Below are 19,838 nucleotides of genomic sequence, written 5' to 3' on the forward strand. Positions count from 1 at the left end.
ATGGAATCTGAATCTTTTTTTGGTTTGGGGATGGAGGATTATTTTATATGTTTTTTATTTAGAAGTGGATGCATAATTTGCAAAAATTTAAGGCTTTAATTGTATATTAAATGAAATAAAGTTCTTCATGTAAAAAAGGGGTGTTGTGTGGGCGCATCGATATTTAGAGATAGTTCTAAATTTCGCAAAAAAATAACTGAGATTAACGGATGTCTTATCTAGAAAGGTGCTGTAAAATTGGGGAAGGGGTTATTTAGTTAGCCAAACTATCTTCTTGCTCTGCTGTACAGCGTGTATTTCTCTATTCCTATAGGAAGAAAATTTTTAAAATATAAGATAAAATGCAGTTTTTACTTATAAAAATATGAACAGTATTTTACCAAAAGCAACGGATAAAATGAACAAAGAATTACGGAATAAAAGAAGATCATAGAAGTCTAAAAACAAATAAATGGGGTAATTCAAATGGTAGAATTAAAGGCACATACGGCTCTTTTAATTTATAGAATGATCGGATTTTGTTTACGTCCTATAGTACCCTTTTATTTGTTTCTACGTGCTGCACGTGGAAAAGAGGAGAGGGGGCGTCAGAAGGAGCGTTTGGGTAAAAGCTACAAAGTGCGTCCACAGAGCCCATTAATCTGGTTACATGCGGCGAGTGTTGGGGAAACACTTGCTCTTTTCCCTATTATTAATTACATTTTATCATTAAAAATCAATGTACTATTAACAACTGATACTGTAGCATCTTCTTCCCTTGTGAAGAAGCATTTTGGAAGCAGGTTAATTCATCAGTATGCTCCGTTAGATTTAGATTTGGCAGTGCATCGTTTTATAGATCATTGGAAGCCTGATTTGGCATTGATTTGTGAATCAGAAATTTGGCCGCTACGTATTAAAGAACTCGCAAAAATGCGGATTCCACAAATATTAGTTAACGCCCATATGTCCGAGCGCTCTTTTAAAGCTTGGCAAAAGCGAAGTGTTCTTGCTAAGCACATTTTTAAGGATATTGATATAGCGATTGCACAAAATGAAAGAGATGTGGCTTATTATCATGCTCTTGGGGTAAAGTCTGTTGCACTTTCTGGTAATCTTAAGGCCGATATTTTTCCGATTGAAGATAAAGAATTGCTCGAGCACTATCGTAGTGCTATCGGTGATCGTCCAGTTTGGGCAGCTGTTTCTACTCATGAAGGGGAAGAGCAAATAGTTTTTGAAGTTCACAAGATTCTTAAAAATTATTTACCGAATTTGTTGACAATTATTGTTCCTAGTCATTCTGAACGTTTAGAAGAGCTTGTTAAGATCTGTACTAATAAGGGGTTGCGTTTTGTTTATAGAAGTGACAATGTTGCTCCTGATCAGAAGACAGATATTTTATGGGGAGATACAGTTGGAGAAATAGGTCTTTTCCTTCGCTTGTCAAAAGTTGCGTTCATCGGTAAGTCATTATGTGGAGATGGTGGACATAACCCATTGGAGCTAGCTTTGTTTGATTCAGCTATTTTAACGGGACCTCACGTGTCAAATTTTCAGGAAATGTTTGGACAATTTTTAATGTGTGATGCAGCATGTATGGTTCAGGATACAAAACAGCTTGCCATTCAGGTTTATAGGCTTTTAACAAATGAAGAATTACGCAAAGAGATGGTTGATAAGGCTCATGAAGTGGCAACAGGTATGGCAGGTGCACTTGAACGCACGTTAAAAATTATTGATCCATTTTTGCAACCTCTAGTGATTCAAAAAAATTTGAGTCAGGATCGAGGTAGCTATGTATGTTAGAGCATTTGATTTTTGGTGGAAAGATAAGAGTTTTTTACGTTTTTTGTTAACACCATTTTCTTTGGTATACGGTTATTTTTCGTACCGTCAGATGGCAAAACATTCTCCTGTTATTGATCTTCCAGTTTTGTGTATTGGCAATTTTACATTAGGTGGTGCAGGCAAAACACCTGTTGTTATTGCTTTTGCTAAAATTGCAAAAGAGCTTGGTTTGGTTCCTGGTATTGTATCACGAGGTTATGGTGGTACGGTTAGGGGAGTGCATCTCGTAAATGAAGAGTGCGATAATGCGCGTGATGTTGGAGATGAGCCAATTTTGCTCGCAAAGTATGCTTTTGTTGCTATATCTTCTGATCGTTATGCAGCCGCACAACGACTTAAAGAAGAAGGATGTGATCTTATTTTGATGGATGATGGATTTCAGAGTCGCCGTCTTTATATGGATTACGCGTTGCTTGTTGTTGATTCAATGCGTGGTTTTGGTAACAGAGCTGTTTTCCCTGCAGGACCTTTACGTGCACCTTTAAAAACACAATTTTCTTTTGTGGATAGTGTTTTGTTGATTGGTTGTTCAGATTCCTATGATAATGTTGCTTTTCTTGTCTCCCAGACTGAGAAGCCTTTATATCATGCTCATTTCAAACCTCTGGCATCTGACGAAGTTGCGGGAAAGTCATTTTTAGCATTTGCAGGTATTGGCAATCCAAATAAGTTTTTTGAATCTATTAAAGAACTCTCTGGTCGTGTTATACAAACCCACTCTTATCCAGATCATTATTTTTTTACCGATACAGATTTGAAAGATCTCATACAAAGAGCCAAAGATGAAAACTTATTGTTGGCAACAACCGCCAAAGACTACACACGCATACAAACGAATAGTGTGCAAAAAGATTTAAAAAATCTTATTGTATTTGATGTTGAGGTGGATTTTGTTCAAAAAGATTTCTGTCGCATACTCCTTGAAGTAGTTATAGCTCGCTTTGCTGAACGAAAATGCTCCCTTTAAACTGGCAATTTTGGAAATAAGTTGAGTTCTAATTTTTTCATAAGTTACTTTTCTTGCTTCTTAATAATTCGCGGAGATATGGATTGCATTCAAGTTCACGGTGATAAGAAATTTCACAGCTTGCATATGCTTCTTGGCGGTGATGATTCCAGTATTTCAGATCATCGATAGGGATTTTTTTTCCGCTAACAGCGCAAAGAGTATAAGTTCCGTATTTCACTATTTTGTATCCACTGTTAGAATAATGGATTTCTGCTTCGCATTCATTTTTGGATAACATTTCCAACAACTCCTTTCCAAATATATGAAAGATGATTCGAAGAGGATATTGTAGGACACTTTATAAAGTCGAGAACAAATTACAAAACACTTTTTCTACTATAGAGAATGAATCATAGTTTATTTCCTGCCAAAAAGCCGTTCTATATCAATCAATTTTAATTCAATATAAGTAGGACGACCATGGTTACATGTGCCAGTCTTAGGTGTTGCCTCTATTTGTCGTAACAATGCATTCATTTCCTCAGGATGTAGAAGACGTCCTGATCTTATTGAACCATGGCAAGCCATAGTTGCTGCAACGTGATCTAGCATTTCTTTTAAATTGTCAGCGGTGCCATATTCCGCTGCTTCATCCGCAAGATCTCTAATGAGAGCCTGTACGTTTATTTCTCCTAGCATAGAAGGTGTTTCACGCACAACAATCGCATCACTCCCGAAGGGTTCTATTCCTAAGCCAAATTTCTGTAAAGCATCTTTATGAGCCAGAAGACATGTTGTTTCTTCTTCGGAGAGTTCTACAACTTCAGGGATAAGCAACAATTGTGAAGAAAGAGGTTTGGAATAAAGTGCATTTTTGAGTGCTTCGTAGACCAGTCTTTCATGCGCGGCATGTTGGTCAACAATGATCAAACTATCTTTTGTTTGAGAGATAATGTAGTTCTTGTGGATTTGTGCTCTAGCAGCTCCTAGAGGATAATGCAACTCTTCTGGTGAAGGCACAATATTTGCAGTACAGGTATTACCGCTTGGTGTATTTAAAAACTCGATAGGGGTATGATCTTTTTTTAAGTAGGGAGAGCTTGCAGCATCTAGTGGTTTATGAATTATGGATGCGGAAGGAGATGCAAAATGACAATTCTGCAGGCTGTAAGAAAAAGATTGGCAAGTATTTTCAAAATTTCCAAATTGTTGTTGTGATGTTTGAAATGCTTCCAGCATTGCTTCAGATTTTGTTGAAGTGTGACGAACACTTATTTGATGCAACATTTCATGAATTGTTCCAATGATTAAGCTGCGAATTAATCCAGGATCACGGAATCGCACATCAGCTTTTGTCGGGTGAACATTAACATCTACCTCAGTAGGAGGTAGGTCAATAAAAAGAATAGAGACAGGATAACGATCCCGAGCTATAACGTCGGTGTAAGCTCCTCGGATTGCACCCAAGAGCAATTTATCGCGTACTGGGCGTCCATTCACATAAGCAAACTGATGAAGGCTGTTGCTGCGGTTAAAAGACGGTAACCCAGTAAATCCAGTTAAATGAACAGCTTCGCGTTTGGCATTAAGAGTGATACTATTATCAGCAAATTCTTTTCCCATGATTTGTGTAATGCGTTGTAATTGTCCTTGGATGCTATTCTTTGTGCTAGGAAATTCCAGGGAAGCTCTGTCTGGACCAGAAAGAGAAAAGCGGATATGTGGAAATGCGATGGCAATTCGTTTAACTACGTCAGTTATGGCATTTGCTTCGGCTCGATCAGTTTTCATGAATTTTAGTCGTGCTGGAGTAACAAAGAAAAGATCTCGAACCTCAACAATAGTTCCAAGATTTGCTGCAGCCGGTTTAGGCTCCGTAATTTTTCCTGCTGTGACAATAATCTCGGTAGCATTGTCAGCATGCTGTGTTCGTGAGGTCAGCTTGAGTTTAGCAATGGAGCCAATAGATGGTAAAGCTTCTCCCCGAAATCCAAGGAAACGGATATTGTGCACATCATCGGTAATTTTTGAAGTACAATGACGAGAAACTGCCAATGTCAACTGATCTGCAGGAATTCCGCAGCCATTATCACTGACTTTAATTAAGGTTTTTCCACCATTAGCTGTGGTAATATCGATTCGAGTTGCTCCAGAGTCAATAGCATTTTCAACAAGTTCTTTAACAACATTTGCAGGTCGTTCAATAACTTCTCCTGCGGCAATTTGATTAATAATATTTTCATTGAGATGGCGTATTAGCATAACAAATTCCAACAAAATCTTGGATGTTTTACAGTTTCCTAGAAGCTGTGGGTGATGATAACATCATTTATTCAACATTCAAGAATAATGGCATCTAAATAGATGAAAGAATATTTTTTTAGAACTATTTCATTATTTGTAGAATCCTATTATTGGTAGCAGGAAACTAATTGATAAGCTCAGGAGGGGATAATTTCTGTTTTTTAACAGTTTGCACTAATCAGCTATTTAAGCCAAAGATATTTTTGACAAGAACTAAAGTAAAGATAGAAAGCAAGGCATGTGGAACGTCTAAGCGGTATTTTAGCAGATAGCGATATACAGGTTTTAATTAATAGTGGTGTTCTTAAGGCTCTATTTCCATTTGATGCCTCCCAAATACAACCTGCTAGTCTTGATCTTCGTCTAGGAGAGAAGGCCTATCGTATACGTGCCTCTTTTATGCCGGGATCTGATGCAAAAGTTTCAGACAAGATTGAGCGGTTAAAGTTACATGAATTTGATCTGAGAGATGGAGCGGTTTTAGAGACTGGTTGCGTTTATATTGTACCTCTTTTGGAGAATTTGGCTTTACCAAAAATTTTGTCTGCAGTTGCCAATCCTAAAAGTTCTACGGGACGGTTAGATGTTTTTACGCGTGTGATTACAGATAATTCTCGAGAGTTTGATCGAATTTGTGCAGGTTATCATGGCCCTCTTTATCTTGAAATTAGTCCACGTACATTTCCAGTTTTGGTTCGTACAGGTTCTTATTTATCTCAGCTCCGATTTCGTAAAGGACAAAGTTGTTTAAGTGAAATTGAGCTACATTCTTTGCATAAAGAGGAGATGCTTATATCAGATGATTTTCCGAATATTAATGGTGGTGGTATTGGAATTTCTATCAACTTGAAGGGGGATGAAAACGGGCTTGTAGGTTATCGTGGTAAACGTCACACAGGCGTTATTGATATTGATAAATGTGCTTTTGTTCATATTTTGGATTTTTGGGAACCAATTTTTGACTACGGTCAAATGGAATTGATTCTTGATCCTGATGAATTTTACATTTTAGCTTCGCGAGAGTCTATCCATATTCCTCCTCTTTATGCTGCTGAAATGACTCCTTTTGATCCATTAGTTGGTGAGTTTAGAGTGCATTATGCAGGTTTTTTTGACCCAGGGTTTGGGCATATGCATGATGGTGGAAAGGGGACAAGAGCAGTTTTAGAAGTTCGTAGTCATGGTGTTCCATCTATTTTGGAACATGGTCAAATCATTGGTCGTTTGGTTTATGAGCACATGCTTAATCGGCCGTTGACACTTTATGGAAATAATGTTGGATCACATTATCAAGCGCAGGGGCTAAAGCTTTCTAAGCATTTTAAATGAATTTGCAAAAAGTAAGCTTTAATCTAAATTATCATTGAAATTGCCTCTGTTTAAGAGGCAGATAGGGTTGAGTTTGATTTACAGTGTGGTAACAGAGATGATAGAAGCTTGAAAAACTTTGTTATTTTGCATTATCCATAAATTTTTTGTTAGCAGGAACTTTTTTAGGTTGTAAATATTAATTTAGTAAAATTTACTGATTTATTCAAAATTCTTATTAAAGCCTAAATGCTTTTTTTGTTTTTATAATGGATGATATGTTCTTGATGATTATCTTTGTACCTATCGCAAATGATAGTGTGATGTTTCTTCATAGGAGGGTATTGCTTTAAAATCAGAACTAAGTGAAAAGATAATGCTTCTTGTGTAGGCATCGACCATGTAATTACACCATTTTAAAATGATGAACAGTGCGTGCGTTGTTACGTTAGCAGCTAAAGACAGTTCTTAATCTGGAAAAGAAGTAGAGGAGTTATTTTTATCTGTTAATTTTGGGGGTTGCAATCGGTTGTGCTTGCATCTACTGAGTGGGGCATTCTTTTGGAATATTTAGTAGTAATGTGAATGAGTTTGGGTGTTGGTTTTAGGGGGATTATTTTTCATTCAGAAACAATGGTGCAATTATGATTATTTCCTCAACGTTTGATTACCGCAGAGCAGCGAGACGTCGGCTTCCTCCTTTTCTTTTTCATTATATTGATGGCGGAGCTTATTCTGAAGAGACAATGCGACGTAATTGTACAGATCTTCAAGCGCTTTCTTTGCGTCAAAGGATTTTGATGCAGGTTGGTGAAGTTGATCTTTCAGTAAAGCTGTTTGATCAAATGCTCGATATGCCCGTTGTATTAGCGCCTGTTGGTTTGACAGGTATGTATGCGCGTCGTGGTGAGGTGCAAGCCGCGCGTGCAGCTTTAAAAAAAGGTATTCCTTTTACACTATCCTCAGTTTCTGTATGTCCCATTGAAGAAGTCCAAGAGAAGGTTGAAAGTGCATTTTGGTTTCAACTTTATGTTTTAAAGGACCATGGATTTATGCGTGATGTTTTAGAGCGATCTTGGTTTGCTGGTGTACGCACATTAGTGTTTACGGTTGATATGCCGGTTCCAGGTGCACGTTATCGTGATGCTCATTCAGGCATGTCTGGTCCTTACGCTGGGATACGTCGTATTTTACAAGCTATGTGTCATCCACATTGGGCTTGGAATGTTGGTATTATGGGACGCCCACATGATCTTGGAAATGTTTCTACTTATCTCAAAAATAGAGTTACATTGGAAGATTACATTGGTTGGCTTGGTGCAAATTTTGATCCCTCAATTGGTTGGTCTGATCTTCAGTGGATTAGAGATTTTTGGAAAGGAAAAATGATTCTAAAAGGAATCCTAGATCCGCAAGATGCGCGAGAAGCAGTAAGATTTGGCGCTGATGGTATTGTTGTTTCTAATCATGGTGGGCGTCAGCTTGATGGTGTATTATCAACTACTAAGGTTTTGCCAGTAATTGCAGATGCGGTGAAGGGTGATTTAACTATTTTAGCTGATTCTGGTGTTCGTTCTGGCCTTGATGTTGTACGTATGATAGCGCAAGGTGCGGATGCTGTTATGATCGGTCGTGCTTTCATTTATGCGCTTGCTGCTGCGGGTGAAAATGGTGTTGAACATCTTCTAGATCTTTTTGCAAATGAAATGAGAGTGGCTATGACATTAACTGGTGTACGCACAATTAGAGATATTACACGTGAGAGTTTGGCAGGTGTAGATGCTGTTGGTTCGTTAATGAATAATGTGTAGTACTCGGTATTTTTGGAAAAAAGATATTTTCACATAGTTAGAAAGAACGTGATTTTGTGTTTTTGCGTTGTGTATGTTCTATTCTGGATAAAATAGTGTCGTGTATAGGCGAAATATACCATATTAGTGGGGGGCAGCTCATTAAAAGTATGCGAAGGAGGATGTTTATATTAAAGTGAAAGTTGCGCTACAGCAATAACATGGTGTTTTTGCGCAGTAGATTATCGTTATTATTGCTAGATTTTCGCATACTGGGGGAGTGTGTAGATGTTTGCGTGTTTTATTTAAATATTTTGGCGTTGTTGATACAGATAGGAAATGATGAAGCACGATGGATATTTTAAATGCGAGCTTTATTGAAATTTTGGCATAAAGGAGTTGTTTAAAAAGGGATTGCTTTGTGTAGGTGATGTTGAAATCCTACATTTTATTACAGAATCTTTGTATCTGGTTATTATCTTGGTTTTGATAAGGGTTTGTTGCAAATACACTTTGATCGTGCAGTTTCTTTGGGTAAAGTTGTGGCCAACATTAAGAACGGAGCTATGCTTTGATTGAGCGTGTTGCAGACAGTTTGTTAATGGTTTCAAGATTTTGTTGTAAGAGCTCCTTGCAATCTTTGAACAACCTTCTTTTTTCCTAACGTGATGTTCAGAATATCGAGGAGTAGTCTACAAATGTTTTGAAAGAAAATGAATGGTATGTACAGATTAACGTAGCACATATTTCTGTGTATGCATTTGTTCGTTTGTACTGTTCTCCATTTGAGCTTGCTTTTTAAATTCGCATTTATTTTCTTTATAAAGTTATTATCTTCCTCAGTTTGGAGTAGATAGATCACTTGCAGTAGACGGTAGGATATATATTTTAGATATGTTAGCGGAATAAAATGGTGCCGCATGCCGGATTCGAACCAGCGACCCCATCATTACGAATGATGTGCTCTACCAACTGAGCTAATGCGGCACACAGACTTGTTACTCTAATTGAGTAAAAGCTATTTCCTGAAGGTAATTAACCAAAAGAATACACAAAAGCAAGCGCACGTTTTGTTCAATAAATTGTACAGAACAGAAATTTCGAGATTAGGTTAGTAGTTTGTTTAACTTCAGAATAGTATTTTTTTGATACAATTAAATGTTTTTTAATTTATGACTTTAAAGTTGTGTAAGAATTTTATTTCGTAAATTCGATATAAAATAAAATATATTTTCTATTTATAGCATATTTTATTAAAAGGATTTTGTTTTTCGTAGCTTAATAAAAAAAATGCCGTTGATAAAGTGCCAAAGATAAACCACACTGGTAAATAAGTTATAGCAATGCAAATTGAGGAGAAAAAAGGAGATATAGTGTGACAGATAGATTTATTCAGATTATAGATATTCATCTGTAGAAAATTTGCTAATATTTCATTCAGAAGGGTTGTGGTCCAGTGAGATGTGCTTATGGAATGTGTAATGTCTATTTCTGATACTATGATTGTTAGTGCAGCGAAAGTAAAAGCTGCTAATTTAAATAAAGAACGGTGCATATTTTTCCTATAAATTCAAACATAGTGTTTGCGTAATTGGTAGAGTGTTTTTGTAACGTAAAAAAAAGAAAGTAGTTGCATTATAACAAGAAAAATGAGTTACGTTTTTTATGATTTTTTAAAAGATGCATAAGGATATTCATGAGTCGCTGTGGCAAAGATTTAATCGTGTTTAATTAAAGTATTAATGAGAGATAATGTTTGAGGAAAAGAACAGTAAGTTAAAGCGTAACCTTCAAAATCGCCATGTTCAAATGATTGCTCTGGGAGGTGTTATTGGAACGGGGCTTTTTTATGGATCAACAGAAGCTATACAATTAGCAGGCCCTTCAGCCATTTTGGCTTATCTTTTCGGAGGTCTTATTATCTATTTCATCATGCGAATGCTTGGTGAGATGCTTTCAGAGGAACCGATTTCTGGTGCATTTAGTTTTTTTGCTTATAAATATTGGGGATCTCTTGCTGGTTTTGTATCAGGATGGAATTATTGGTTTCTTTACGTTCTCGTTAGTATGGCCGAACTGACGGTTATTGGATTTTATCTTGATCACTGGGTTTTTGTAAGTCATTGGAAATCGTCATGTATCGTTCTTTTGTTGGTCACATTAATCAATCTCTTTAATGTTCGTTTATATGGAGAATTTGAATTTTATTTGTCCTTAATCAAGGTTATTTCTATTATCGGTTTGATTATTTTTGGATTATTTCTCATCATTACCGGTATAAATGGAAACCAGGCGAGTGTTCACAATCTTTGGATTCATGGTGGCTTTTTTCCTTACGGTGCAATAGGAGTTGCTCTAGCTACTTGTGTTGCGATGTTTTCCTTTGGTGGAACAGAGCTCATTGGTATTGCAGCGGGAGAGGTATCAAACCCACAAAAGACAATTCCGGCTGCTATCAATAAAGTTATGTGGAGAATTATAATTTTTTATATTGGTTCCATTAGCATTATTATGATGATAAGTCCGTGGAATGCGATTGAAAGAAATGGAAGTCCTTTTGTTGTAGTTTTTGAGACAATAGGAATTCCTGCAGCAGGCCATATTTTGAATTTTATTGTTATTATGACAGCTGTTTCTGTCTACAATAGTGGCATTTATTCTAATGGTCGTATGTTGTATAGTTTGGCCACACAAAAAAATGCTCCAAATATTTTTAGTAAGCTAAATTCTGCCCATGTTCCCTATATTGCTATCCTTTTTTCATCAGCTTGTACTTCGGTGATTATTATCATTAATGCTATTTTTCCTGATAATAGTTTCGTGCGAATCATGGCGATTGTGACTGCAGCAGCAGTTATCACTTGGTCTGTCATTGTTGTTGTTCATTTGAAGTTTCGAAAGGCGCATAAAAATAGAGAAGGTTCCTTTATTTATCCATTTTATTTATATCCTTATGCTCATTATTTTTGTCTTTGTTTTCTCATTGTATTGTTTTGCATTATGTTTATAAGTGGTTTTGGGCATAATGGGATGATGACTCAACTTTTTGATATGATAGGGGTAAGAACGGTTTTTATTAGATCGTATATTCCAGTTCAGATGCCTGATATGAGTTTAGCGGTTATCGTTATTCCTGCATGGTGTTTGCTGTTGCTGATGAGCCATAGACTTAAGAGATTGTGGCAGAAAAGGGGTAATATTACAGGAATTGATAGGAATAAATTTTGGGGATTATAAAATTTGAAAAAGTAACGCAGTTATTTGGTGATTTGTGTGCTTTAAAAGACATCACCATACAAATGACAGAGCGGCGAATTGCGATTATTGGTGCAAATGGATCTGGGAAAAGTACATTTGTTCGGCTTATAAACGGATTACAATTACCATCGAGTGGTTTTGTAAGCGTTGATGGGCTTGATACAAGGAATGATGCAAAGGCAGTAAGGCGTAAAATAGGATTTGTCTTTCAAAATCCTGATAATCAAATTGTGTTACCATTGGTGGAGGAAGATTTATCTTTCGGCCTTAAAAATTTAAAACTTAGTAAAAATGAAATAAAGAAGCGTGTAGATGAGGTTTTGCAGCACTATAACCTTCAAGACTTTAGAAATCATGCGGTTCATTCATTAAGTGGTGGACAAAAACAATTGATTGCCATATCAGGTGTGGTAGCAATGAGACCAGACTATGTTATTTTTGATGAACCAACAACTTTGCTCGATTTGCGAAATAAGCGCCGTGTTACGCAAGTTATAGAAGAGTTACCACAAACGGTTATTGTTGTATCCCATGATTTGGAATTTTTGAGAAAATTTGATAGAATTCTTGTCTTCGATAAGGGAGAAATAGTCGTTGATGATGTACCTTTTGTTGCGATCAAAGAATATACAAGAAGAATGTCGTGATTAGGTTATATATTTCTAAAGATACATTTATTCATAGGCTTAAACCGGGAGTTAAGTTGTTGTTTCTGACTATAGGAGCGACAGCCATGTTTGCGGTTTCATCTATTCCTGTGCTTATACTATTTTTGTTATTTGTAGCTTTATTGTATGGAATTGCAAAGATCCCTTTGATTGATGTGTTAAAACAGCTGAAATCAATGAGTTTGTTTTTAATACTTATATTTGCGTTTCAGGTCATTTTTAGAAATTGGTATGTAGGTCTTGAAATTATATTACGCTTTATCACTCTGATTTTTTTGGCTTCTCTTGTTTCCCTAACAACCAAGGTTTCAGATATGGTAAACTCAATCGAGACAGTGCTCAAACCATTGCAGTGTTTTGGTATAAATTCGTCAAAAATTGGTATGGTTTTATCCATGGCAATTAGATTTATTCCTGTTGTTGGTAAAAATTTCAGTGAGGTGCGTGAAGCACAGCGGGCACGTGGATTTGATGTCAACATTTTTGCGTTTGCAATGCCTCTCATAATACGAACTATCAATATGGCTTCAGAGGTTGCTGAAGCTTTGGAGGCACGGTCTTATGATGGTGAACCCAGCGATAGAGAACAGGATGTTAATACAATTTTCATTGAGGAGGGGTAATTTTATGAATACTAAGGATTTAGTCTATGTTTCTTTATTCGCGGCTATTTATGCAGTTTTAGGACTTTTCCCCCCTATTTATCTTCCTGTATTCCTTGGGTTGCCTATTACAGCTCAATCTATGGGGCCAATGTTAGCCGGATCCATACTTGGAGCAAAAAGAGGAGCTTTGTCATCGATTCTTTTCCTTGTGCTTGTTTCTGTTGGACTTCCTTTGTTATCTGGTGGGCGTGGAGGCATTGGTGTTTTTTTAGGAGCTGGGGGAGGCTATATGCTTGGCTATCCAGTTGCTGCATTTTTTATTGGCTATATGGTTGAGTTATTTTGGCAGAAGTTAAATTTTACTATCTTATTTATTGTAAATACTGTTGGTGGCGTAGGGATTGTTTTTCTTTTTGGGATACCGTGGATGGCTTATATTGCCAACGTTTCTTTATTAACAGTTTTAACGAGTTCATTAGGTTTTTTAATTGGTGATTTTGTAAAAGTTTTTGTTGCGTCTTCTATTGCGCTTGCAGTTAAAAAATCCACCCCTCTTATTCAATAATAAAAGGTGAGTTCTTATTTACCTATACATGAAAAATAGTGTTACGATAAATCCAAAAATTAAAAAGGAAAAACGCAATATTTGATGAAGTTTTCTGCATTATTTATTCGTATTTGGAATAAAAAATGTACAAGGTAAGTAAAAAAAATAATTTTTTATTACCTGATGATTTTATCAAAAAGAAATAATATTATTAATTCATATTGATTCTTTAATTAAAGGGTTGTATATGTAAAAATGCGCGGATTTTGTTCATAAATTACGTAAATTATTTTATTGCCGTCTATTGTATATTTTTTACAGAAAATATATTTGATATATATCAAATATATTATGCTAATCTTTTTATTCAAGAAATTGTATATTGAAGCACAAACTATTGATTTAAGAAAAATTACCTTGTTAGCGGTTTATGATTAAGATTTTTAAACAGCAATAGAAATTTTGTTTCATGTTTATTTGCAGTATATATTAAATACATTATTATCTTTACAATAAATCAAAAATATTTATATTGTTACATACTTTATATATAGACACACATAATGATATTATGATACATGCAGCATTTATTTTTTTAAGAAAGGTAAATAATATGAATAAAGTTATAAGTATAAGATATTTTTTTGCTGTATGTTCTATTATTCTATGTTTTTCTTCTACTGCAAAAGCGATGGATCATTTAAACCTTCAAAAAGGAGCATCTGTTTTTATTATTTCTGCCATATCTAGGGCAGATTTATTACCTAATGAGCGAGTTAATCCTTTATTGAATAAAGTTTTTGTTCCTTCTCATTTAGGTGATCACACCTTGTTCTGGAAGAGTGTGGCATTGACGTTTCAGAAAACAAGAAAAGTGTACGCTGATCTTGGAAAGTATCTCTATGCTTCTCTATGTTCCATATTTAGGTGGTAGAATAAGGAAAGCCTTATCATTAAAGGGGTAGTGTCGTTTTTATTGTAACTCAAGAGTTATAGGCATCCTAAACTTTTTAAAAAAGGCAAATCTTTTTTATCTGGAGGAGCATTTAGGGGAATGAGCGGGAAAATAAAAATATTTTACATCTACGTATAAATTAAAATTTCTTGTTAAAATCCTTTTTCGATTTATTCATTTGGATTTGTTGTGTTCTAAGAGTTAGATTATTATAGTACGCACGAGAAGTCTCGTTGGGGATGAGGAGCATCTATAAAGCCATATAAAATTTTTGTATCAGGAAATATATTTGTAAGAGAGAATACGATATTGATTATTAAATAGCGCGTATTCTTTCCTTTTATATGATTGCATGATAAATTTTCAAATATGCTTATTTTCTTCCTTCATGAAACGGTAATTATGAAACGTCGATATACAAAAAATAAAATAACAGATGTCTAGTATATTGTTTATTATTCATTTTTTATCTATCAGATAAAGCTTTCTTTGGATCTATTCCGTATTTGTTATCCATACGTTTTCCATCTTTTAAAATAAGATAAAAGGATAAAGCAATTCTAGAAAATACCACTAACATCAAAAAAAGATCAAAGAAGATGCTTTCTATTAGATAGTAGAAAGAATCGTTCATTTCTGAGAGATTTTCCAAAAAACCCATTGTTAACCAAGGTACGTAGATGGGGATCAGCCAAAAACCTGAATGACCTAAATCGTGCAATCGCCTCACTGAAACAGCAAGCTCAGGTATTCGTAATGCATGATAGATTACATGCAAAAAAAACACGAAACCAATATTTGATTTGGGAAGTACAAACTCAAATATTTCAGGATGCTTCGCAAAAAACCAGAGAGGTAATGCAAGAAGACGTGATATGATCAAAACCCAAGCATACTCAGCACGTGTTGCGCGTTCTTTCCAGTTAAATGAACGTTTTAGCCCGCAACAGAACCATCTAAATCCATCATACCATTTCAATTCACGCATCTTAGTATCCTATTTTTCACAACCTATGCATTATTGTAGCGACTTCCATATAATGATTCCCTATGGTTACAATTTACCTATTACTTTCTTCAGACATTTTTAAGATTTAACAACAAAGATGAGGGCTTTTTTAGACAATTATTTTCAACAAACTTTTCTCTACAAGATTTTTTTAGGAGCTTCAGAACGCAATGGGAAAAATGATGGTATCACTAAATGGCTTCAAAGGTTCTCTCATGATCATTCAGCAGTTTATGTTGCGCTGTTTATTAAGATAATGAAAATCGATGCAAAAAAGATGGATAAAGAAGAAACTTTTAAAGTATTTACTCAATCCGTGATTGAAATTAAGATTCTTTTCTCTATCCCTACAAATGTTTCTGAATAAAGATCAGTGGGGAGTATAAAATTTGAGATAAGATTATACGTAAGTTTTTAAAGGATAAAATCGATTTTATTTTCGGATATTGTTGGAGAAAAAAATTATAAAATACCTAAAATAGGAACTCTCGAAAATAATCAAATAGGGGAAGGAATAGTTTTAAAGGCTATCATGAATATATTTTAGTGTTCCAATAAAGCCATCAACTCTAACGTTTCATTCTTTCTTAATCTAAAAAATCAGCGTTAATCTTTGTTATTTTTTTAGATAGTCTCATGTTTTTTATAATTTTGAGTAAATATTTAACCTTAAAATAACCACATAAATTAACATAAAGATTCATCTGCTTTTTTGTGAACTTCTTTTTTCTTATTTCAAAATTTTGTAAAATCTTTATAAATCCAGTCTTATTAAGGAAGTTGAGATTTTGTCAAACAATACTATTAGTAGCTTACACATAATTCATGCAGAAATTGAGCCAAGCAATACTGTATCCAAAAGTTTATATGATTTATTTCAATAGTATATACGATACATGAATAGTTAAATTTTTTTGTGAATTAAGTTCTTTTTTACTTTGTTAGCCTACCCAAAGAGTTTGTGATATCTCTAACTTCTTTTCATTGAGTCCCATGTATTCAATTTTAATATATGTATAGGGAACATATGTCTTTATCCTTATACAAGCTTTTCAGCATTTAGATTAATTGAAGCGATGCTTATTTTTAATAAGCAGTAAGGGGTAGACTACTGAGTGAATTGAAAGAAAATAAAATCAATTCATCTATTGATTATATTACATTATTTAAAATAAAGTGGTGCCCAGACGCGGATTCGAACCACGGACACGCGGATTTTCAGTCCGCTGCTCTACCTACTGAGCTATCTGGGCACGCTCCACAGAACACGTGAAACGTGTGCGGTTATAACATTAAAATTCTCTCTGTCCAGTCTTGAAAAGAAAAATAATTTATTTTTTACAAAGTTTATCCTTGTTCTATGAAAATTGCAATTATTCTCACTGTAAAATCAACTTGATAGGAATATTTCAATACGTTATCTTGGTATCGTCGAGGTGTTGTCTTATCGTGACAATAATGCATGCAGTTCACTGTAATAAATAGAATCAATCAAGGGGCATGATTGATCAAGATATTTTCACAAGGGGTTCGCATATTTTAAACTTACAAAATAGACAGAAAACATTTGCGATTTTTATATAAAAAGGCTCGTTAAGAAGCCTTATAACGTTGGTCTTTCTTTAAAAAAGAAAGCTATGTAAATGGGGAGAATAATAATGTTGAAAAAACCAAATTTGCGTCCAAATAATCCTAATTTTTCTTCAGGTCCTTGTAGTAAACGACCAGGTTGGACTGTAGAAGTCCTGAAAAATGCATTAGTTGGTCGTTCGCATCGATCTAAAGTAGCACGATTAAGACTTGCGGAAGTAATTGATTTAACACGTAAGATTCTTGAAGTTCCTTCTGATTATCGTATAGGTATCGTTCCTGCTTCGGATACTGGTGCTGTCGAGATGTCTTTATGGTCTTTGCTAGGTGAGCGTGGTGTTGATATAGTTGCGTGGGAAAGCTTTGGTTTTGGTTGGATTGCTGATGTTGTCGAACAATTAAAACTTTCTGATGTGCGGCGTTTTGAAGCTCCATATGGTGAATTGCCTGATTTAACACAAATTGACTTTAATCGTGATGTTGTTTTTACGTGGAATGGAACGACGGCTGGTGTTCGTATTCCTAATGCATCTTTTATTCCAGATAATCGAAAGGGATTGACAATTTGTGATGCAACATCAGCAGCTTTTGCACAAAATCTTGATTTTTCAAAATTGGATGTTGTTACTTTTTCATGGCAAAAAGTTTTGGGAGGTGAAGCAGCGCATGGTATGTTGATTTTAAGCCCTCGTGCTGTCGAACGACTTGAGACTTATTCTCCTGCTTGGCCTATTCCCCAAATTTTTTGTCTGAAAAAAGATAAAAAATTGAATGAAGATATTTTTAAAGGGGAGGTAATTAATACGCCTTCTTTATTATGTGTTGAAGATTATCTTGATGCGTTAAGGTGGGCTCAGTCAATTGGTGGTTTACCAGCTTTAAGAGAGCGAGTTGAGAAAAATTTCGCTGTACTCGATGCTTTTGTCCGCAGAACACCTTGGTTGGAGTATTTAGCGAAGGTTCCCCAAGTACGTTCTAACACGTCTGTTTGTTTAGTAATCGTAGACAAAGATATTGCTGCTTTGGACATTAACATGCGAGCATCTTTTGTAAAAGCGATAGTGAATCGTCTTGATGAGGAAGGTGCTGCTTATGATATCGGTTCTTATCGGGATGCTCCCCTAGGAATTCGAATTTGGGCAGGCATAACAGTTGAGAATTCTGATCTTGAGTGCTTAACAGAATGGCTTGAATGGGCATTTCAAGTTGAAAAAGCTAAATTCCAAGTGGTCTAGAGGGATCCTTGTAACATGATTTAAAAAAATGGAACACGAGAAACCGTAATGGTATTTTGTGTTCTTTTAAAGAGAGGGACTATTTTTAAAATTATACAAATTCTGTAAGATAATAGGATAGACATTGATGATTTTCTAGATGTAAGAAAACTAAAAACTTTGAATTCTTTTGCATTTTTGGTCTTTGATCGTAGTAGAGTAGTGGATCATTCATAATATGAAGAGTAGAAAAAAAGCGTAAATGAAGGGTCGCACTTTCTCTAAGGTTTCGCTATAAAGGAGCGTTCATTTTTGAATGCTGGTTTTATTCTACCAAACACGACGGAGAAAGTTATGGCCAATGTAGTAGTTGTCGGCACACAATGGGGCGATGAAGGCAAAGGTAAAATCGTAGATTGGTTGTCTGAGCGCGCAGATATTGTTGTGAGGTATCAGGGTGGACATAATGCAGGCCACACATTAGTCATTGAAGGAGTTAGTTATAAATTATCTCTTTTACCATCTGGTGTTGTTCGTGGAAAATTGTCAATTATTGGGAACGGTGTTGTTGTTGATCCTCATCATTTTGTTGCAGAATTAAAAAAACTGCGGGATCAAGGTGTTAAGATTACACCAGAAATTTTACGTATAGCTGAAAATGCTCCTTTAATTCTTTCTGTGCATCGTGATCTTGATGCAACTAGGGAAAGTTGTATTTCAGGTTTAAAAATTGGAACGACAAGGCGTGGAATCGGACCCGCTTACGAAGATAAAGTAGGGCGCCGTTCTATCCGAGTTATGGATCTTGCAGAAGCTGATACGCTGATGGCTAAGATCAAGAGGCTTTTGGTACACCACAATGCTTTGCGTCGTGGAATGGGTGTTGAAGAGATCGATTCACAAATTCTTTATGATGAATTAATGCAAGTAGCAGATAAAATTTTGCCTTTTATGGATTGTACATGGCGTCTTTTAGATGAAAATTATCGTATGGGAAAGCGCATCCTTTTTGAAGGTGCACAAGGTGCATTGTTAGATAACGATTTTGGGACTTATCCTTATGTGACTTCATCTAACACAGTTTCTGGGCAGGCTCTTACGGGTTCAGGTATGGGATTTGGATCAATTCATTATGTTTTAGGTATTGCAAAAGCTTATACAACACGGGTTGGAGAGGGGCCATTTCCGACAGAACAGATGAATGATATTGGAGAATTTCTTGGAACACGTGGTAATGAATTTGGTGTTGTGACGGGTAGGAAACGAAGATGTGGTTGGTTTGATGCTGTTTTAGTACGTCAGATGGTTATGATTTGTGGAATTCAAGGAATAGCATTGACAAAGCTTGATGTCTTAGATGGATTGGATGAAATTAAGGTTTGCGTTGGTTATGAAATTGATGGAAAAAAGATTGATTATTTGCCTTCCTCTATGAGCTCTCAAGATCGTGTTAAGCCGATATACGAGATATTAGAAGGTTGGAAGGAAACAACAGCGCATACATCGAGATGGGAAGATCTACCAGTAAATGCTGTTAAATATATTCGCTATATAGAAGAGTTAATTGATACGAAGGTGGCTTTATTATCTACTAGTCCTGAACGTGATGATACCATCCTTGTAACTGATCCATTTGCAGATTAACTTCCTATATTTTCACGCCATTGCTGTATTGTTTCTGAAAATAAAGAATTAAGTGGTAAGATACAGAAAAGTACAAAATAGCATTGTCTATTTTTTGTATTCGCTTTAAGGTGTAGTTATATCAATGTAAATGATGATCAATTTAAAGGGCTAAAGTCAGGGATTTT

15 protein-coding genes and 2 tRNA genes are annotated in these 19,838 nt (G+C 35.4%); 12 read left to right on the plus strand and 5 right to left on the minus strand.

The window, feature by feature from the left end:
- Positions 1-465 precede the first annotated feature (465 nt).
- Together waaA and lpxK are read left to right on the plus strand one after the other, a co-directional pair.
- Positions 466-1,788, plus strand: a complete 1,323-nt coding sequence (gene waaA, locus V4P54_RS00345) for a lipid IV(A) 3-deoxy-D-manno-octulosonic acid transferase (protein WP_455477191.1) — start codon at positions 466-468, stop codon at positions 1,786-1,788.
- A complete protein-coding gene (gene lpxK / locus V4P54_RS00350) occupies positions 1,778-2,797 on the plus strand; it encodes a tetraacyldisaccharide 4'-kinase (protein WP_455477192.1) in 1,020 nt (339 codons plus the stop codon). Before waaA ends, lpxK begins: the two co-directional genes overlap by 11 nt.
- A 37-nt stretch (positions 2,798-2,834) precedes the next feature.
- Here lpxK and V4P54_RS00355 read toward each other — a convergent pair whose 3' ends face one another.
- Together V4P54_RS00355 and mutL are read right to left on the minus strand one after the other, a co-directional pair.
- On the minus strand, positions 2,835-3,077 hold the full coding sequence (locus tag V4P54_RS00355; RefSeq protein WP_455477193.1) for a DUF2093 domain-containing protein: 243 nt from the start codon (positions 3,075-3,077) through the stop codon (positions 2,835-2,837).
- A gap of 119 nt (positions 3,078-3,196) precedes the next feature.
- The gene (gene mutL, locus V4P54_RS00360; RefSeq protein WP_455477194.1) at positions 3,197-5,041 is read right to left on the minus strand and encodes a DNA mismatch repair endonuclease MutL; all 1,845 of its coding nucleotides are present in this window, start codon (positions 5,039-5,041) and stop codon (positions 3,197-3,199) included.
- Positions 5,042-5,323: 282 nt separating this feature from the next.
- Between mutL and V4P54_RS00365 the strand changes: the two genes are divergently transcribed.
- Positions 5,324-6,412: a 2'-deoxycytidine 5'-triphosphate deaminase gene (locus V4P54_RS00365; protein WP_455477195.1), complete on the plus strand. Its 1,089-nt coding sequence runs from the start codon at positions 5,324-5,326 to the stop codon at positions 6,410-6,412.
- 623 nt (positions 6,413-7,035) lie between these two features.
- Positions 7,036-8,202: an FMN-dependent L-lactate dehydrogenase LldD gene (gene lldD / locus V4P54_RS00370; RefSeq protein ID WP_455477196.1), complete on the plus strand. Its 1,167-nt coding sequence runs from the start codon at positions 7,036-7,038 to the stop codon at positions 8,200-8,202.
- A gap of 890 nt (positions 8,203-9,092) precedes the next feature.
- Here lldD and V4P54_RS00375 read toward each other — a convergent pair.
- Positions 9,093-9,168: transfer RNA gene (locus tag V4P54_RS00375), tRNA-Thr, on the minus strand.
- 765 nt (positions 9,169-9,933) lie between these two features.
- Here V4P54_RS00375 and V4P54_RS00380 point away from each other — a divergent pair.
- From V4P54_RS00380 to V4P54_RS00400, 5 genes are all read left to right on the plus strand, one after another.
- Complete coding sequence (locus V4P54_RS00380) at positions 9,934-11,418, plus strand: amino acid permease (RefSeq protein WP_455477197.1); 1,485 nt, start codon at positions 9,934-9,936, stop codon at positions 11,416-11,418.
- On the plus strand, positions 11,406-12,086 hold the full coding sequence (locus tag V4P54_RS00385; protein WP_455477198.1) for an energy-coupling factor ABC transporter ATP-binding protein: 681 nt from the start codon (positions 11,406-11,408) through the stop codon (positions 12,084-12,086). Before V4P54_RS00380 ends, V4P54_RS00385 begins: the two co-directional genes overlap by 13 nt.
- Entirely contained in the window at positions 12,083-12,730 is a 648-nt protein-coding gene (locus V4P54_RS00390; RefSeq protein WP_455477199.1) for an energy-coupling factor transporter transmembrane component T family protein, read from the plus strand. The genes V4P54_RS00385 and V4P54_RS00390 overlap by 4 nt, the downstream gene beginning before the upstream one ends.
- Positions 12,731-12,734: 4 nt before the next feature.
- Positions 12,735-13,277, plus strand: a complete 543-nt coding sequence (locus tag V4P54_RS00395; protein ID WP_455477200.1) for a biotin transporter BioY — start codon at positions 12,735-12,737, stop codon at positions 13,275-13,277.
- Between the two features lie 595 nt (positions 13,278-13,872).
- Positions 13,873-14,193, plus strand: coding sequence for a hypothetical protein (locus V4P54_RS00400; protein ID WP_455477201.1), 321 nt, complete (start codon positions 13,873-13,875; stop codon positions 14,191-14,193).
- A gap of 487 nt (positions 14,194-14,680) precedes the next feature.
- Here the strand turns inward: V4P54_RS00400 and V4P54_RS00405 are convergent, their stop codons facing one another.
- Entirely contained in the window at positions 14,681-15,202 is a 522-nt protein-coding gene (locus tag V4P54_RS00405) for a DUF805 domain-containing protein (RefSeq protein ID WP_455477202.1), read from the minus strand.
- A 118-nt stretch (positions 15,203-15,320) separates the two neighbouring features.
- On the opposite strand from V4P54_RS00405, the gene V4P54_RS00410 reads away from it, so the two are divergent.
- A complete protein-coding gene (locus tag V4P54_RS00410; protein ID WP_455477203.1) occupies positions 15,321-15,590 on the plus strand; it encodes a hypothetical protein in 270 nt (89 codons plus the stop codon).
- A gap of 810 nt (positions 15,591-16,400) precedes the next feature.
- On the opposite strand, the gene V4P54_RS00415 is transcribed toward V4P54_RS00410, so the two are convergent.
- Positions 16,401-16,476: transfer RNA gene (locus tag V4P54_RS00415), tRNA-Phe, on the minus strand.
- A gap of 405 nt (positions 16,477-16,881) precedes the next feature.
- Between V4P54_RS00415 and V4P54_RS00420 the strand changes: the two genes are divergently transcribed.
- Both V4P54_RS00420 and V4P54_RS00425 read left to right on the plus strand, forming a co-directional pair.
- On the plus strand, positions 16,882-18,048 hold the full coding sequence (locus V4P54_RS00420) for a phosphoserine transaminase (protein WP_455477204.1): 1,167 nt from the start codon (positions 16,882-16,884) through the stop codon (positions 18,046-18,048).
- A 333-nt stretch (positions 18,049-18,381) separates the two neighbouring features.
- Positions 18,382-19,671 (plus strand): adenylosuccinate synthase, encoded by a 1,290-nt coding sequence (locus V4P54_RS00425; RefSeq protein WP_455477205.1) that lies wholly within the window; start codon positions 18,382-18,384, stop codon positions 19,669-19,671.
- The last annotated feature ends 167 nt before the right edge of the window (positions 19,672-19,838 follow it).

Source organism: Bartonella sp. B41, from assembly GCF_053795765.1.

Bases quoted from the DNA above. Each gene is read 5' to 3' on its own strand.
- V4P54_RS00400 (WP_455477201.1), top strand. From the start codon at position 13,873: ATGAATAAAGTTATAAGTATAAGATATTTTTTTGCTGTATGTTCTATT.
- V4P54_RS00355 (WP_455477193.1), bottom strand. From the start codon at position 3,077: ATGTTATCCAAAAATGAATGCGAAGCAGAAATCCATTATTCTAACAGT.
- V4P54_RS00425 (WP_455477205.1), top strand. From the start codon at position 18,382: ATGGCCAATGTAGTAGTTGTCGGCACACAATGGGGCGATGAAGGCAAA.
- V4P54_RS00420 (WP_455477204.1), top strand. From the start codon at position 16,882: ATGTTGAAAAAACCAAATTTGCGTCCAAATAATCCTAATTTTTCTTCA.
- waaA (WP_455477191.1), top strand. From the start codon at position 466: ATGGTAGAATTAAAGGCACATACGGCTCTTTTAATTTATAGAATGATC.
- V4P54_RS00405 (WP_455477202.1), bottom strand. From the start codon at position 15,202: ATGCGTGAATTGAAATGGTATGATGGATTTAGATGGTTCTGTTGCGGG.
- mutL (WP_455477194.1), bottom strand. From the start codon at position 5,041: ATGCTAATACGCCATCTCAATGAAAATATTATTAATCAAATTGCCGCA.
- V4P54_RS00395 (WP_455477200.1), top strand. From the start codon at position 12,735: ATGAATACTAAGGATTTAGTCTATGTTTCTTTATTCGCGGCTATTTAT.
- V4P54_RS00410 (WP_455477203.1), top strand. From the start codon at position 15,321: ATGAGGGCTTTTTTAGACAATTATTTTCAACAAACTTTTCTCTACAAG.
- lldD (WP_455477196.1), top strand. From the start codon at position 7,036: ATGATTATTTCCTCAACGTTTGATTACCGCAGAGCAGCGAGACGTCGG.
- lpxK (WP_455477192.1), top strand. From the start codon at position 1,778: ATGTATGTTAGAGCATTTGATTTTTGGTGGAAAGATAAGAGTTTTTTA.
- V4P54_RS00380 (WP_455477197.1), top strand. From the start codon at position 9,934: ATGTTTGAGGAAAAGAACAGTAAGTTAAAGCGTAACCTTCAAAATCGC.